Below are 16526 nucleotides of genomic sequence, written 5' to 3' on the forward strand. Positions count from 1 at the left end.
AAATTAATGGTAGTTGTATGACATAGGTTGTTCGATCTAATTCTTATACATATTACTAGAGAGGTGAGAGAATGAAGAAGAAAGTATTGAAAGTATCCGTAGCTGCCAGCTTGGCCTTCGGCACCATTGCCGGGCTTCCGCTGAGCGCAACAGGCGTCCAGCAGCTGCTGGGTGCGAATACGGCCTACGCAGTTGGCGCTCCGCTGCCGGCTGAGACGGATGCGTGGGTTCAGAACATTGTTGATATTTATTCCAAGCTAACACCGGCAGAGAGAAAGGATGTCAAGGATTTCCAAGAAGCGATGGAAGGTCTTCAGATTAATGTTAGCAATGAAGATCTGATTGAGCCGCTTGTTTCTTTCTTGAATCTGGAAGCGCCGGTTGATTTAACGCCTGAAGAGGTTCTTAACATCATCAAATTTTTCGGCAGCATAGCTTCTACTGACGACGCGACTGAACTGAGCATTAACCTGAACGCATTCCGATCTGATTCGGACGTGCGCGGCGCTGTCAGCAAGGTGCTGGAAGGAAGTGGGATTGCGCTTGATGGTCCTACAGCCCAACAAATTCAGTTCTCAGACATTACAGCATTCCAAGATGCGCTGCAAACCGCTCTGATGAATGAGATTACAATGGTTGATGCGCTTGGATACATTCTGGCGTTAAGTACTAACTCTCTTGACGATAAGAAGGATGAAATTAAAGAAGACCTGAAAGGTGCTTTCACGGTTGTTCTGGGCGATTCAAGCTTGAAGTTGTCGCAGGCACTGGCTTACCACGCTTCAAGCGATTTGGAACGATCCCAGCTGGCTGACGCGATAGCTTCTAGTTACTTGAATTTGGTAGATGTGATTGACAGCGACATGAAAGGCCAAGTCGCCATTATGAAAGCTTTAATGCGTTCCGAGGCGAGCTTGGCGTCTTCAGCGGGTACAACAGAGTTAACTCCTGCTCTTAGTGTATTTGGGCATCCTGTGGGTAACAGCCTTTTAAAATGGTCATCAAACAATAGTTTGATCACTTTCTCCGAAAGTAGCAACAAGTTTGTGCTAAGCGGCAGCGCACCAGATAACACGACGGTAACTGCGGAGGTATCGGCGCATTCAGTGCTACTTAATGAGCTCATCTTCAAAGGCAATATCACTCTTCGGAGAGATGTGTTTGTAGGCAACCCTGGCAACCCGCCTGCTTCCCCGCAGCCTGACACAAATCGTGAATATAATAGCTTGAAAGCGAATGAAGCCGTCAATAAAGCAAAGGAAGCTGCACAGAACGCATCGCCGAGGGAGAAAGCAGAGCTTGTGCAAGATGCTCTCAAAGAAATAAAGGAAGCCATTAGCAATATGAGCAAAGCAACGACGTTGGGCAACCAGCTTGTAACGGTAGTCGATGGCAAGACGGTTCCTGTGTTTAAAGAAGGGAATGTTATTGAACACATAAAGGAAATTAAAAATCAAGTAGACAAATTACAAAAAGAAATTAGAGAAGTTGAGCCTAGAGCGCAGGTGCCTTTTGAGTTTACATTGGATTTTGGTAATATTGAAGCCGAAACCGTTAGTATACCGCTCAGTGGAGAGCTGTTAACGGGTGCCAAGGATAACGGTGTGACGAAGCTTAACGTTGAGGCGAATGGAACTGGCGTTGGCTTCAGTCCGGAACAATTTGACGGCGACGTGACCTTAACAATCGATAAAGTTCCGCAAGACACTGTGAGTTCGCTTTCGAGCAGATCGATTGTTTCGCCAATAGTGGATGTTTCATTCCACTCGTCAAATGGAACAGAGATCAATAACTTTGCGACGCCTGTGGACTTGAGATTGAACATTCCGACTCATCCAGAGCCGGATTATCTGTCGATCTTCAAGGTTGAGACAGATAATCGCCTGACGAATTATGGCGGCATGTATATTGACGGTGGAGTAAAAACACAACGGATTACACTTTCTCCTTATGTTGTGCTGGAGAACAAGGTGTCGTTCGAGGACACGGCATCCGTTAGCACCTGGGCTGGCAAGGAAATTAGCGTTATCGCAGCCAAGGGTATTGTTCAAGGACGCGGTGAGGGCCAATTCGACCCGAATGCCAATGTTACACGCGCTGAATTCGCGAAAATGCTTGCAAGCGCGCTTGGTATTACTGGCGGCGAAGCAACAGAAACGTTCAGCGATGTAACCGAGCAAGATTGGTTCCAGCCGTATGTTGCAGCTATTCAGACGCGTGGTATTGCTAACGGCAAAGGGGATGGTCAATTCGATCCGCACGCAGCCATTACCCGCGCGGAGATGGCAGCCATGATCGCGAGAGGCTTGCAAGCCGTACGCGGCACGCAAAGCTTTGTCGAAGCCGAAGACATGCTGGAAATTTTCACGGATGAAGAGCAGATCCATGCGACTCTGCAAGAGGGTGTTGCATTCACGGCTGAGCAAGGCATCATTCTAGGCATGCCATCCGGCGAATTTGCTCCTAACAAGCTGTCCACACGCGCACAAGCGGCTGTCATGATCTACCGCCTGCTGAATCTCTAATAAGTTTGAATGGACAATAGGTTATAAGGAATGAATAGAGTCGTATCGTGAGACAGCCAAGCTGCCTGCGATACGACTCTTTTTCATTGCAAATGGGGATACACTTCCTTCAGCAGCTCGAACGCTTCCTCCAGCGTAAGTCCAAATGATTTGTAATACTTGGCGTCGAGCTCCATCTGCTGCTTAATCAACTGATTTCGTTTTTGAAGCATTTCCATTGGAGTCAGCACTGCGACAAAACAGCCTTTTCCCGTTATGGTATAGATTAAGCCCATCCGTTCGAGCTCCTCCCATGCTTTCTTTACGGTAATGATGCTTACGCGAAGCTCGGTTGCGGCCAGGCGAATGGGGGGCAGACTGTATCCGCTGACAAGCTCGCCCTTTAGAATTTGTGCGCTAATCTGCTCGTAGAGCTGCTGGTAGATCGGTTTGTCTGAAGCGTTTGAAATCGCAATATTCATTACATTTCCACTTTCTCAAATCGTTTGATGGCAATATAATAAGCGCTAATTGTGAATATGGCAAATATGGCGATGCCGGAGAACAAGATTGCAAGCTGGGTGGCTGGCTCGTTAAGACCCGAGCCTTTTAGCAGCTCGAACACATACGGATTCTGGATACTAAGCCATTCTGCACCGCCGGCGAACAGAACCGCAGCCGTTATGGACATGACCGACGCAGCCCCGTATTTGTATGCCGTCTTGAAGTACATGGCAAAAAAGATAAGGTTGAAGATCGCAAGCATGACGAAATTAAGCCCCCAGAAGCCAAGCGACGGTTCAAAAAAAAAATATTGCAAATGGGGATACAAGCGGACGCTGATGAGCCCATAGATGACAGCGATGATCATATGCAGCAGCTCAAGGATGACAATAACAAGCATTTTAGCTTTTACGATATCTTCTTTAGTGACAGGAAGAATGCTTGTGAAAATGAGGTCATTTTGCGACTTGTATCCTGCAAAAATATTCGGAATCGTAAGAAAACAAAAATATAGGACAACAAGAAAATAAAGCCATGCGGGGATTAGCATTAAGGCGCCTGTTAGGAAAGGCAAGACATAGAAAAATGGATTTACGCCGAGTCTTAATTCTTTTAGCAGCAGATTATACATGGGCGCTCTCCTTTCTCGCAAAATAAATCATAATGTCCTCCAAACTGGGTACGGCTGACCGGATATCGAGGTTCGGATTAAAATCTTCTGTATGAATCAAGCCCGTGAAGCCGAAGGTGTTTATTTTATAAGCGATCATCTTGTTTTCTAGCTGGCTTAGCTGGTCTTCGCGTCCTTTCACCAAGCGATAGGTATTCAAGAAAGTTTCTTTGTCTGCGCTGTTAATGATTTGACCATTATGAATAAAGGTTATATAGTCCGCGCATTTCTCCAGATCGGACGTGATATGAGTGGAGAACAATATGCTGATCTCTCCTCCTTGCACGAGCTCTTGGAAAATATCAAGAAGCTGATCTCTCGCCACGGGATCCAAGCCGCTGGTTGGTTCATCAAGAACAAGCACCTTCGCTCCGTGCGATAAGGCGATGGCCAAGCTATATTTCACCTTCATACCGGTCGACAGCTCGGCGATTTTTTTGTTTTCATTCAAGTTAAACTTTTTCAAATAGCTATAATAGACATCATCATCCCAATGTCGATAAAACCTCTTGATGACGTTCGTTAATGTACGAATCTTGCTGCGAGTGTAGAAATCGATGCCGCCGAACGCGGAGCCAATTTCTTGCTTCAGCTCAAGCTCATGAGTTCGCATATCCTTGCCAAGAATGCGGATCTCCCCGCTATCCGCCCTTACCAGATTCAGGATGGATTTAATTGTGGTTGTTTTGCCTGCACCATTAGCTCCTATAAAGCCCATGATGTAACCTTTCTCCAGCTCGAAAGAAACATTCTTTAATTGAAAATGCTCGTATTGCTTATTTAAATGACGGATCTCCAATGCCAGCATTCATGACGCCTCCTCTATCTTACATTGTGTATATCGTGCATACACAATGTAACATTTTATCGACAAATGCGTCAATCGTTATTATTTGAGATTACAGTCACCGAGATTTCCTATACAATAGGGGATGCCGGACAGAAGGTTTATTGTCGCTGTGCAGTGGCATCCGGAATTCAGCTATGGCTCCGATCCAAGCCAACATCGATTGCTCGAGGCTTTTGTGGGGGCTTGCAAGTCGTAATTGCATGGTCGGAAAATGGATTCTACAGCGGGGGAAGGAGTCGTTCCTATGAAAATTATTGATTTGTCCATTCCAATTGCTGATGGGATGTCCGTCTACCCTGGCGACCCGGAGGTCCGGGTCAAGGTTGCGCATCATCATGAGAGTCATACCTGGGAGCTGCGGCAGCTTTCCATGGGCAGTCATACGGGGACGCATGTGGATGCGCCCTCCCATATGCATCCTGGCGCCGCGACGCTGGATGAATTGCCGCTGGATCGGTTTTTTGGCCAATCGCGTCTCGTGCGGCTGGAGGAGGCTGAATGGCCGGAAGGCAGAGGGTTGTTCTTCCTGGGGTCCGTAGGGCTCGAAAGCTTGGACAGGCTTGTCAAGCTTTGTCCGCCATTTGTGGGCGGCGATATCTCGGAGGAGCTTGAGCGGGCGTTGCTAGGCCTGGGTATCGTGACCTATACGGGGTTGCGCCAGCTGGAACGCTTGCCCATTGGGGTGGATTTTATGTTCTACGGCTTCCCGCTCCGTATCGCTGGAGGCGACGGCTCCCCTGTTCGGGCTGTTGCGGTTTTGACTAACGGTTGTGATTGATCTGGGAAGCTCATCTTTAATAACAAGCAGAAGCGTTACCACTTAGTGTGGAACGCTTTTTTTGTGTTATTTTATATGACGTCATTGACGTTTATTGCTGAAGACACTAATATGAATATAGTTATTTGTTAGGTTATATTACACAATAATTAGGTTGGATATCGTATATTATGCATATGTTCGATTATCTAACCTTTTATGAAATATAACATAATGATGATAACGGAATTGAGGTCATGCGGATGAATCAAACAAAAGCACTTATTTTATCCACGGCTGCGATGGCAGTTTCTTTTATGATTTGGTCGGTTTTCCCGCCTATAGCGGGGCAAATTCAGGAGCTGTTCGGGCTCAGCAACGTAGAGAAGAGCATTCTGGTCGCAACCCCCGTGTTGCTGGGATCCATTATGAGAATTCCGATGGGCATCCTGACGGATCGATTCGGCGGCAAAAAGGTGTTTACACTAACGATGCTCTTCCTGATCCTGCCGATGGTATTGGCCGCATCCGTTGATTCGTTTGCGGGAATGCTGATATGCGCCCTGTTTATCGGCATGGCAGGCACCACATTCGCCATATCCATCACCTTTGTATCCAAATGGTATCCGCCGGAGCGCCAAGGCTTTATACTCGGCATTGCGGGACTCGGCAATTTAGGAAGCGCAGGAGCAAACTTTCTGATACCCTCCATTTCTTCATCATTTGGTCTGCCTTGGGTGTTTTTGAGCTTAGCCATTGCCGTTGCCGTTATGGCGGTCATCTTTCAGGCGTTCACGAAGGATGTGCCGAAGCCGGCTGTACCCAAGACGTTGAAGCAATCGTTGTCCGTTACGAAAGAAAAGGCGACATGGCATTTATCGATATATTATTTTTTAACCTTTGGCGGATTTGTTTCCTTTAGCGTTTATTTGCCAACACTGCTGAAGGACTTGTTCGAACTGAACGCATTTGATGCGGGAATAAGCACTGCGGTTTTTGTGTTGGCGGCTACGCTGATTCGGCCAGCAGGGGGGTATCTGGCAGATCGGCTGGGCAGCAGAAAGGTATTAAACCTGGTATTTGTTGGCATATTAACAGGAGCGCTTGTGTTATCTGCGACGCTCGAGCAGCTTGTAGGCTTCACCTTCGTATGCTTGCTGCTATCCTTGCTGCTTGGAATAGGTAACGGGGCGGTGTTCAAAATGGTGCCGGAGGTGTCCTCCGGCAATACAGGGGCGGTAACGGGCTTTGTTGGGGCAGCTGGAGGCATTGGCGGATTTTTCCCGCCAATCGTTCTCGGTATCGTGCTGGATTCCACCGGGCATTACCATTTGGGCTTTGCGTTCATGGCGGTGTTTGCTTTGGGTTGTTTAATCCTGAACTACTCCGGCCAGAAGCCTAGAAGCTCGCGAGTTCAGCGAGGCGTTGAATATACGGCGTAACAGACGAGCGTGTCCCTGGGACGCGCTTTTCCTTTCTTTTAGATTCCCGAAGTCTCAGCGTCCCGTGCTTCCCCATACAGCTTCCGATAAGCCTCCGGCGTCATACCCTCCAGCCTGCGGAAGGTCGCCACGAAGTGGCTCGCGTCGCGGAATCCCACAGCTTCACCGATGCGGCGGACGGTCCAATCCGGCAGCGAGGGCAGCCATACCTTTGCCTTGCGGATTCGCAGCCGGATGAGATAGGCGTAAGCAGTCTGTCCGAACAGCTCACGAAATCGTTCGTTCAGCTGTCGTTCCCCGATGCCGAGATGAACAGCCATCTCGCTCAAGCCGATGTCGGGATTGCCGAAATGCTCCTCCAGCCAGTCGAGCAGCGCTTGAATTCGCTCCAGCCGCTTCGACATAGCGGGACGGTTGTCCGTGCGGGCATCCGTTCGCAGCAGCGTCAGAAACCGGTACAGATCTCCCGAGTAGCGCCAGCCCGAGGGGTCGCCGCCAGCTTCGGCGAAGGACAGCAGGCTCTCCAATTGATCGGTAATGATTGGCTTGTCAGTCTCCCACTGCAACCATTCAGCGTCGCCAAAGCCTAATGCTTGGACGATGCTGGCGGCCGAGCTTCCATGAAAGGTAATGAAGCCGGTCTGCCATTGTCCAAGGCGGGCTTCATACCGGTGGGGCGTTCCCGGGGAGAGCAGGACGCCGGTGCGTTCCGTCATTCTCCAGGTGCGGCCATGAGTGGACAGCTCGCCTTCGCCTTGCAGCGTCTGAAGCCAGTGATAATAGGGATAGCCGTTTGGCCGGTCGATGTTCTCTTGGTCATATTTGATGCCTATGGTTTCCAGCTGTAAGGGTAGCAGCTCCGCTGGAGAGGCAGGCACAACTCTTCGCATGTAATAATACCTCCATATTCTTATATGTGTAAGCGGTAATTTTATATTGGATATCGTCATTATAAGCCATAAGATTAAAGTGTTGTAGACAGTTTTATCATATATGATGAGGTGTAATGACATGATTAACGCGAAAAAACCGAAAATTTGGTATGGCGGCGACTATAATCCCGATCAATGGGAGAAGGCGATATGGGATGAGGATGTACGAATGTTCAAGCTTGCCGGGATCGATGTGGCGACGCTGAACGTATTCGCTTGGGCAAAAAATCAGCCTGACGAGCATACCTACGATTTTGGCTGGCTTGACGAGATGATGGACAAGCTGCACGCGGCTGGCATCGGAGTGTGCCTCGCGACAAGTACGGCGGCACACCCTGCATGGATGGCGCGCCAATATCCCGACGTGCTTCAAGTCGATTTCAACGGCGCCAAGCGCAAGTTCGGCGGGCGCCATAACTCTTGTCCCAACAGTCCGACCTTTCGTAAATATTCAACGATCATGGCTGAGAAGCTGGCGGAGCGCTACAAGGATCACCCGGCTCTCCTGATTTGGCACATTAACAACGAATATGGCGGCGCGGGCAATTGTTATTGCGATAATTGCGAAGCGGCTTTCCGCAATTGGGCGAAGGCTCGCTACGGCACGCTTGAGGAGCTGAATCGCGCTTGGAATACCGCTTTCTGGGGCCATACCTTCTATGCTTGGGAGGACATCGTGCTGCCTAGCGGGCTTAGCGAGGAGTGGATCGGCAACGGTCGTACGAATACGAATTTCCAAGGTATTTCGCTCGATTATATGCGCTTCCACTCAGACAGCCTGCTGGAATGCTACAAGCTTGAATATGAAGCGGTGAAGAAGCATACGCCTGACATCCCTGTCACAACCAATTTGATGGGCGCCTTCAAGAAGCTGGATTACCATAAGTGGGCGAAGCATATGGATGTCATATCCTGGGACAATTATCCCCGCTTCGACACGCCTCACAGCTACACGGGCATGATGCATGATCTGATGCGCGGCCTGAAGGACGGCCAGCCGTTTATGCTGATGGAGCAGACGCCCAGCCAGCAGAACTGGCAGCCCTACAACTCGCTGAAGCGTCCGGGCGTTATGCGCCTGTGGAGCTATCAAGCGGCGGCCAGAGGCGCAGATACCATACTGTTCTTCCAGCTTAGACGCTCCATCGGCGCCTGCGAAAAGTATCACGGTGCCGTCATCGAGCACGTCGGCCATGAGCATACGCGCGTCTTCCGTGAGTGCGCTCAGCTAGGCGCAGAGCTGGATAAGCTTGGCGACGCTCTGATTGATTCCCGCGTTCAGTCCAAGGTAGCCATATTGTTCGATTGGGAGAACTGGTGGGCAATTGAAATGTCCAGCGGTCCATCCATTGCTCTGCAATATGTAGATGAGGCGCACAAGTATTACGACGCGCTGTACCGGCTTGGCATTGCGGCGGATGTCGTCAGCGTGGAAGCCGACTTAAGCGGCTATGACCTGGTTATAGCCCCGGTTATGTATATGGTGAAGCAAGGGGTAGCGGACAAGCTGGAGCAATATGTGCAGGGCGGCGGCACGTTCATTACAACCTACTTCAGCGGTATAGTGGATGAAAACGATCTGGTCAAGACAGGCGGGTATCCCGGCGTGCTGCGCAAGCTTCTGGGCATATGGGCGGAAGAGATTGATGCCTTGCTTCCGAGCCAGCGCAATCGGATTGTAATGACGGACGAGGCTCTTGGCATGAAGCGGGAGTATGAATGCGGCATGCTCTGCGATCTGATTCATTCGGAAGGCGCAGAGGTGAAGGCGGTGTATGGCGAGGACTTCTATGAAGGCATGCCAGCGCTTACCGTCCATTCATTCGGTTCCGGCGAAGCGTGGTATATGGCTACAAGTCCCGAAGCTTCGTTTCTTGAGGAGTGGCTGTCGAAGCTATGCTCTGCCCGCGGCATTAAGCCTCTTGTTCAATCAGCGCCGGAAGGGGTAGAGACGACGCTCCGTACGAAGGATGGCCAGGATTATTTGTTTGTGCTCAATCATAACGCCGAAGCAGTGAACGTCGAGCTGGGCGAGGAGCGCTCTGGCGTCGATCTATTGACGGGTCGTCTGCTTGACGGCGGCCAGGCGGAGCTCCCGGGGCGGGATGTATGGATTATTAAGGTTGAGAGATAATCGTATACTATTTAAAATATTTTGAATTTACGACAGCATTCGACAGACTCCGCTAGAGGTCTTGCGCTATACTCATGGCAGTTTCGTTCCAATAGGCACGATTGTTCGTTGGAACCGACCCTATGAATGGTCCAATAGACCGAAGGAGAGATCGTTGTGGAATGGTATTTGAAGGTCATTAAAAATTATGTCGGATTTACGGGGAGAGCTCGCCGCAAGGAATATTGGATGTTTGTATTGTTCAATATTATCATTTCCGTGGCGTTGTCAATCATCGAGATGATTGCGGGTATGCCCTCCATTCTGACGTGGCTGTATTCTTTGGCTATATTCCTGCCTTCTTTGGCAGTGCTGGTTCGCAGACTGCATGACACGGGAAGAAGCGGCTGGTGGGTGCTCATCGGCTTGATTCCGCTTGTAGGCTTCATCATCCTGCTGGTCTTCGCTTGTATGGAAGGCGAAGGGGATAACCAGTACGGCCCAGATCCGAAGCAGTTCGCTTAAATGAATCAAATGACAATCAGATGGGATAAGGCTGGCCGACATGCTCGGGCTGGCCTTTTACCTTTAGAGGAGAATGCAGATTGCTGCAACAAAACGAACCTAACACAGCTGTTATTCCAGTGCCCAAGCTGGAGGAGGATTGTTACGATTGGTGGGAGCGTCATGAGGGGGTGCTGCGGGAGCAGGGAGACATTCGTCCGGAGATTGTGCTGATCGGCGATTCGATTACACACTTCTGGGGAGGTCAACCGCAAACAGAAGGCATAAAGGGCGCGCCTGGAGCATGGAATTCTATTTTCAAGCCGTACCGGGTGCTGAATTTGGGCTTTGGGTGGGATCGGACCCAGAATGTGCTCTGGAGACTCCATCACGGTCAATTGCAAGGCTTGTCCCCGCGGAAGGTTGTGATATTGATTGGTACCAACAATACAACCGCAACCGAAAACGCCAGGGCCAACGAGCCTGAGGAAATTGCGGCAGGCTTGCGCGCGATATGCGACAGAGTGGAGGCGTTAACTCCGGAGGTGAGCATCGTCATTATGGCGGTTTTCCCCCGTGAGCAGCGTCCGGAGCATCCCCGACGCAGGCTGATTAAAGAGATCAATAGACATTATGAGGAGCTGGCGCGCGAACGGCAATATGCCTTCGTTGATATCGGACCGCGATTGCTGGAGCCCGACGGTACGTTGTCTACAGATATAGCTCCGGACTTCTGCCACCTTACGGAACGCGGCTACCAGCATTGGGCAGAGGCGCTGCGTCCTCACTTGCGAGGGATTCGTTGAAGCGCTCTAGCGATTGTGACAATGAAGCTGCTCATTTCGTGAAGCCATCCCCTTGGAGGATGGCTTTTTCTTGTTATGATATTAAATATGTGTAGAGAGATCTATAGTTTGTTAGGTAGTTGTGTATACGCTTTCAATCTATAATTTTCCTCGTGAGGAGGTGACCATCCATCGATTAGGCAGCATGACACGACATAAGTTGAGGCACAGCCTCAGGCTGGACGGTACGTAGGCAAGTGGTGTCACATTCAAATTATTGGAGGTAGGTATTGATGATGAAGCTGAGCAAAAAAATGTGGTTAGGCCTTCTTGCGGCGACAATGAGCATCGGCATGTTGTCTGGGTCTGCGAGTGCAGCAACAGACTATTGGCAGAATTGGACAGATGGCGGCGGCACCGTTAACGCAACCAATGGAGCAGGCGGGAATTACAGCGTGACATGGTCCAACACAGGCAACTTTGTTGTCGGCAAAGGCTGGAACGCGGGTTCACCCAATCGTGTCGTGAATTATAATGCCGGCGTCTGGGCGCCATCCGGTAATGGCTATCTGACCTTTTATGGCTGGACCAGAAATTCACTTATCGAATATTACGTTGTAGACAGCTGGGGCACTTACAGGCCTACAGGCACACACAAGGGTACCGTCACCAGCGATGGCGGCACCTACGACATCTATACAACCATGCGCTATAACGCGCCTTCCATCGACGGCACTCAGACCTTCCAGCAATTCTGGAGCGTTCGACAGTCGAAGCGGCCCACGGGAAGCAATGTGAAAATTACGTTCAGCAATCATGTTAATGCCTGGAAGAGCAAAGGCATGAATCTGGGCAGCAGCTGGTCGTATCAAGTTATGGCGACAGAAGGTTACCAGAGCAGCGGCAGCTCTAACGTTACGGTGTGGTAACAGCTTGAGGGTGGGGCTGCCGGCTTAAGACCGGCAGCCCCACGTCGCTAATTTTTGTAGAAGGAGACCGTATATGACGATAAGATTCGTCTTCCTGATGATCGCCTTCATTGCGATTAACGCTGCCTGCTCGCAGGAGAGGCCGGCAAAGCAGGAAGCTCCTCCGATAGTCAAGGATGATCTCGTGTATGTTGAAGGCGGGGCTTTTGTCCATTCAGGCTCCAATTATTATTATACAGGGGAAGCTGTTGCAAGCTTTTATATGGGCAAATATGAGGTTACACAGCAGGAATGGACGGCTGTCATGGGCGGCAATCCCTCTGGCTTCCGCGGAGAGCGGCTTCCGGTGGAGATGATCAGCTGGTACGATGCCGTGGTGTACTGCAATCAACGGAGCGCGCTAGAGGGCTTGGAGCCGTATTACAGAATCGATAAGAGCAAGAAGGATACTGCCAATCGAAGTGAATTTGACTCTATGAAGTGGACGGTTGAGATTAACGCTGGAGCGAACGGTTATCGTCTGCCGACCGAAGCGGAGTGGGAATATGCGGCTGGAGGCGGCCAAGCGAGCGGCAGCTACACATATAGCGGCAGCAACGAAGTGGATGAGGTGGCCTGGTATTGGCGGAATGCCGGTGAGCAGGCGCTGACGGGGGATTGGAGCTGGCCCGCCATCGAGAACAACCGGAATCGAACCCATGCTGTCGGCTCCAAGGGGCCCAATGAGCTGGGGCTCTACGACATGTCTGGCAATGTGAGAGAATGGTGCTGGGATTGGTATGCGGAGAATGGGCAATCCGCTGAAACGGGCTCGCATCGCGTTGTGAGGGGCGGGGGGTGGATGGGCGATGTATCGAATACCGAACCCGCCTTCCGAGGCAAGTTCGACGCCAATGGCTTTGGTCCCGATCAGGGCTTTCGCATTGCTCGAAGCCTATAAATGTCCATACGTTTCGCGTTAAAATACAAGCCTAATATAGAGAAAGCTTATGCTTTCTTATATTTTAAGAAACGCAACCTCGCGAGGTTGCTTTTTTTGTTTTCGATATGGCATTAGAAATGCTAGAATAGACTAATATTAGAAAAATGAAGGCGAAGCTCGTTAGCGGGAAGTTGAGCGGCGAATATACATACATTGTGGGTGATTCCGGTGACGAAACTATTCTTTGCGAATGAAATGGACAAGAGGCTATTCTATGAAGCTTTATTTAATCAAACCTCCGATTGTGTAGCGGTCTTCGACCTGGAAGGCCGGGTTATGGCTGTCAATAAAAAATTTGAGGAATTGCATCAATGGCGGCAGGAGGAAATCGTAGGCGAGGTTGCTCCAATGGTAAGCGAGGAGAACCGGTCCGGGCTGCTAGAGATGTTCCAGCGGATTCTGGCGGGAGAGGAAATTGCCGGAGTCGAGATTGTTATGATTCGAAAGGATAGCAGTACTTTTTTTGCCAATGTATCTGTATTCCCATTAAAGGATGATGACGGCGGGACAATCGCTTTTGTCGGCATTGGGAGAGATGTTACGGAGAACAAGAAGGCCGAGGAGCTGCTGCGCAAGTCGGAGAAGCTGTCCATTGTGGGGGAGCTGGCCGCAGGCATCGCTCATGAAATCCGGAATCCGCTAACCTCGCTAAAGGGCTTCATGCAATTGCTGAAGGAAAAAAATACGGACTACGTAGATATTATGCTGAACGAAATTGAGCGCATTAATCGAATTGTCGATGAATTTATGAGCCTGGCCAAGCCTCAGAGCATCCACTTCGTCAGTGTTCATCTCAATCAGCTGATTGAAAGCGTTGTATCGTTTATGCAGCCGCAGGCTCGTCTCCACGGTGTCGAGATTATTGTAGCGAGCAAAATAGAGCTGACAGCCTTCATCTGCGAGCCGAACCAGATGAAGCAGCTGCTCATCAATCTGATAAAAAATGCGATTGAAGCGATGCCAGGCGGAGGCAATGTGCGCATCACCGTCTGTTCCGTCAATAACAACAAGGTCGGCATTAACATTATGGATCAGGGACTAGGTATTCCGGAGGATGGACTGAATCGATTGGGCGAGCCCTTCTACTCCGCAAAGGAGAATGGCACGGGTCTTGGATTGGTCATTTGCCACCGGATCGTAGAGGCTCACCAAGGGGTTCTGTCCTTTGAGAGCAAGCTGAATCAAGGCACAACGGTTAAGATTGTATTGCCCGTTTCGTCATCTGCTCCAGCAAACGGTTCTCATTAATCCACTGTGAATGACAACAAAGCGGAGCCAGGGGAATAGCCCTGCTCCGCTTTGTTGCGGCTTTCGCATATCGAAGGAAATTAATGAGGCCGCTTCAGATCGAACCGATCCGCGTTCATAACCTTAACCCATGCCGATATAAAGTCGTGTACGAATTTCTCTTTGTTATCGTCCTGAGCGTATACTTCCGCAATTGCGCGAAGTATGGAGTTGGAGCCGAAGACAAGATCAACGCGAGTGGCGGTGCGAACGACTTCGCCGGTTTTGCGGTCACGGCCTTCGTATACGATGCCGTCCACAGGCTTCCATGCAATATTCATGTCCAGCAAATGAACAAAGAAATCATTTGTAAGCTTACCTGGCCGATTCGTAAACACTCCGTGCAAAGAGCCGCCGTAATTGGCGCCAAGCACGCGCAAGCCGCCGATCAGTACAGTCATCTCGGGAGCGGTCAGGCCCAGCAGTTGGGCTTTGTCGACAAGGAGCTCTTCAGGGCTTACACTATATTGCTTCTTCTGATAATTACGGAAGCCGTCAGCCATTGGCTCCAGCAGGGAGAAGCTTTCGACATCCGTCTGCTCTTGCTCAGCATCGCCTCGACCAGGAGCGAATGGCACTGTTACCTGGTAGCCGGCATCGCGCGCCGCTTTCTCCAGAGCTGCGTTGCCCCCAAGCACGATCAGATCCGCCAAGCTTACCTGGCTGCCATAATCCTCTTGAATACCTTCCAGAATCGAGAGCACATTGCCCAGCTGCTCTGGCTGGTTGACCTCCCAGCTCCGCTGAGGCTCCAGACGAATGCGGGCGCCATTAGCTCCACCGCGCATATCGGATCCACGGAAGGTGCTGGCTGAAGCCCAAGCTGTTGTGATCAGCTCGCTGACCGATAGTCCTGACGCCAATATTCGGGCTTTCAGCTCTTCGGCCTCCGCCTCGGAGAGAACGTGTTCGGCAGCAGGCACTACATCCTGCCAGATCAGCTCCTCCGCCGGCACCTCTGGTCCCAGATATCTGTCGCGAGGTCCCATGTCGCGGTGCGTAAGCTTAAACCAAGCGCGGGCGAACGCGTCCGCAAATTCATCCGGATTCTGATGGAATCGACGAGAAATTTGTTCATAAGCGGGATCAACGCGCAGCGCCATATCTGCGGTCGTCATCATTGTGCGGACACGGATGGACGCATCCTCGGCGTCAGGCGCCAGATGCTGCTCGTCAGGATTGACGGCATGCCAGATATGCGCGCCAGCAGGGCTCTTCGTCAGCTCCCACTCATAGCCGAACAGCATATCGAAGAAGCCGTTGTCCCACTGCGTCGGATTAGCCGTCCACGCGCCTTCGACGCCGCTCGTAATGGCGTCGCGACCTTTGCCGGAGCCATGCTGGCTTATCCAGCCGAGTGCTTGCTCTTCAATTGGCGCAGCTTCCGGATCGGGGCCGACTAGAGCGGCATCGCCAGCGCCGTGCGCCTTGCCGAATGTATGGCCTCCAGCAACCAGTGCGACAGTCTCCTCGTCATTCATTCCCATCCGGCCGAATGTTTCCCGAATGTCTCGCGCGCTGGCGAGCGGATCAGGATTGCCATTAGGGCCTTCAGGATTCACGTAGATGAGTCCCATCTGAACAGCAGCAAGCGGATTCTCCAGCTCGCGGTCGCCCGAGTACCGGTTGTCGCCCAGCCATTCCTTCTCGCTTCCCCAATAAATGTCCTCTTCAGGATGCCAGACGTCCTCACGGCCGCCGCCGAAGCCGAACGTTTTGCCGCCCATTGATTCAATGGCCACATTGCCAGTCAGTATCATCAGGTCAGCCCAAGAAATTTTGTTGCCATACTTTTGCTTGATGGGCCATAACAAACGGCGGGCTTTGTCCAGGTTGCCGTTGTCCGGCCAGCTATTCAGCGGTGCGAAGCGCTGCGTTCCGCTTCCCGCGCCGCCACGGCCGTCGCCCGAACGATATGTACCCGCAGAGTGCCATGCCATGCGGATAAAGAAGGGACCATAATGACCGTAATCGGCTGGCCACCACTCTTGACTGTCAGTCATCAGATCACGAAGATCCTGCTTGAGCGCCTCGTAATCCAGCTTCAGGAATTGCTCCGCATAGTTAAAGTCTTCTCCCATAGGATTCGATTTCCGATCATGCTGACGGAGAATGCTTAGGTTCAACTGGTTAGGCCACCAATCCTTATTAGACGTTGCAGTAGATTTGTGACTGGTTGCGCTGCCATGCATGAATGGACACTTGCCTGCGTTAGTCGTAACAGAACCCTCCATACGATCAGCTCCTATGAAATAAAGTAGCAATAA

The 16526-nt window shown here is 50.9% G+C and carries 14 protein-coding genes; 9 read left to right on the plus strand and 5 right to left on the minus strand.

Annotation, left to right across the window (positions count from 1 at the left end; translation table 11 throughout):
* Nucleotides 1-71: 71 nt before the first annotated feature.
* Nucleotides 72-2525 (plus strand): S-layer homology domain-containing protein, encoded by a 2454-nt coding sequence (locus AB1S56_RS09630; RefSeq protein ID WP_340872078.1) that lies wholly within the window; start codon nucleotides 72-74, stop codon nucleotides 2523-2525.
* 83 nt (nucleotides 2526-2608) lie between these two features.
* Here AB1S56_RS09630 and AB1S56_RS09635 read toward each other — a convergent pair whose 3' ends face one another.
* Genes AB1S56_RS09635 through AB1S56_RS09645 form a run of 3 tightly spaced genes read right to left on the minus strand, consistent with a single transcriptional unit; the run spans nucleotide 2609 to nucleotide 4486 of the window.
* Nucleotides 2609-2986 carry a GntR family transcriptional regulator gene (locus AB1S56_RS09635; protein ID WP_340872075.1) on the minus strand — a complete coding sequence of 126 codons (378 nt, stop codon included), beginning with the start codon at nucleotides 2984-2986 and terminating at the stop codon, nucleotides 2609-2611.
* Entirely contained in the window at nucleotides 2986-3639 is a 654-nt protein-coding gene (locus AB1S56_RS09640) for an ABC-2 transporter permease (protein WP_340872073.1), read from the minus strand. Before AB1S56_RS09640 ends, AB1S56_RS09635 begins: the two co-directional genes overlap by 1 nt.
* The gene (locus tag AB1S56_RS09645) at nucleotides 3632-4486 is read right to left on the minus strand and encodes an ABC transporter ATP-binding protein (RefSeq protein WP_340872072.1); all 855 of its coding nucleotides are present in this window, start codon (nucleotides 4484-4486) and stop codon (nucleotides 3632-3634) included. Before AB1S56_RS09645 ends, AB1S56_RS09640 begins: the two co-directional genes overlap by 8 nt.
* Before the next feature lie 286 nt (nucleotides 4487-4772).
* On the opposite strand from AB1S56_RS09645, the gene AB1S56_RS09650 reads away from it, so the two are divergent.
* Nucleotides 4773-5306 carry a cyclase family protein gene (locus AB1S56_RS09650; RefSeq protein ID WP_340872071.1) on the plus strand — a complete coding sequence of 178 codons (534 nt, stop codon included), beginning with the start codon at nucleotides 4773-4775 and terminating at the stop codon, nucleotides 5304-5306.
* Nucleotides 5307-5548: 242 nt separating this feature from the next.
* The gene (locus AB1S56_RS09655) at nucleotides 5549-6727 is read left to right on the plus strand and encodes a nitrate/nitrite transporter (RefSeq protein ID WP_340872070.1); all 1179 of its coding nucleotides are present in this window, start codon (nucleotides 5549-5551) and stop codon (nucleotides 6725-6727) included.
* Nucleotides 6728-6765: 38 nt separating this feature from the next.
* Here the strand turns inward: AB1S56_RS09655 and AB1S56_RS09660 are convergent, their stop codons facing one another.
* A complete protein-coding gene (locus AB1S56_RS09660) occupies nucleotides 6766-7617 on the minus strand; it encodes an AraC family transcriptional regulator (RefSeq protein WP_340872069.1) in 852 nt (283 codons plus the stop codon).
* 121 nt (nucleotides 7618-7738) lie between these two features.
* Between AB1S56_RS09660 and AB1S56_RS09665 the strand changes: the two genes are divergently transcribed.
* The 6 genes from AB1S56_RS09665 to AB1S56_RS09690 all read left to right on the plus strand — a co-directional run bounded on the left by AB1S56_RS09665 (nucleotide 7739) and on the right by AB1S56_RS09690 (nucleotide 14220).
* A complete protein-coding gene (locus tag AB1S56_RS09665; protein WP_340872067.1) occupies nucleotides 7739-9793 on the plus strand; it encodes a beta-galactosidase in 2055 nt (684 codons plus the stop codon).
* Between the two features lie 156 nt (nucleotides 9794-9949).
* Complete coding sequence (locus AB1S56_RS09670) at nucleotides 9950-10297, plus strand: DUF805 domain-containing protein (RefSeq protein ID WP_340872066.1); 348 nt, start codon at nucleotides 9950-9952, stop codon at nucleotides 10295-10297.
* A gap of 80 nt (nucleotides 10298-10377) precedes the next feature.
* Nucleotides 10378-11082 (plus strand): GDSL-type esterase/lipase family protein, encoded by a 705-nt coding sequence (locus tag AB1S56_RS09675; RefSeq protein ID WP_340872065.1) that lies wholly within the window; start codon nucleotides 10378-10380, stop codon nucleotides 11080-11082.
* Nucleotides 11083-11354: 272 nt separating this feature from the next.
* Nucleotides 11355-11990, plus strand: a complete 636-nt coding sequence (locus AB1S56_RS09680; protein WP_340872064.1) for a glycoside hydrolase family 11 protein — start codon at nucleotides 11355-11357, stop codon at nucleotides 11988-11990.
* Between the two features lie 73 nt (nucleotides 11991-12063).
* On the plus strand, nucleotides 12064-12930 hold the full coding sequence (locus tag AB1S56_RS09685; RefSeq protein ID WP_340872063.1) for an SUMF1/EgtB/PvdO family nonheme iron enzyme: 867 nt from the start codon (nucleotides 12064-12066) through the stop codon (nucleotides 12928-12930).
* Nucleotides 12931-13167: 237 nt separating this feature from the next.
* Nucleotides 13168-14220, plus strand: coding sequence for an ATP-binding protein (locus AB1S56_RS09690; protein WP_340872114.1), 1053 nt, complete (start codon nucleotides 13168-13170; stop codon nucleotides 14218-14220).
* An 80-nt stretch (nucleotides 14221-14300) separates the two neighbouring features.
* On the opposite strand, the gene katG is transcribed toward AB1S56_RS09690, so the two are convergent.
* On the minus strand, nucleotides 14301-16493 hold the full coding sequence (gene katG, locus AB1S56_RS09695) for a catalase/peroxidase HPI (RefSeq protein ID WP_340872062.1): 2193 nt from the start codon (nucleotides 16491-16493) through the stop codon (nucleotides 14301-14303).
* Nucleotides 16494-16526 lie beyond the last annotated feature (33 nt).

The sequence above is a fragment of the Paenibacillus sp. PL2-23 genome (assembly GCF_040834005.1).
Lineage (GTDB): Bacteria > Bacillota > Bacilli > Paenibacillales > Paenibacillaceae > Pristimantibacillus.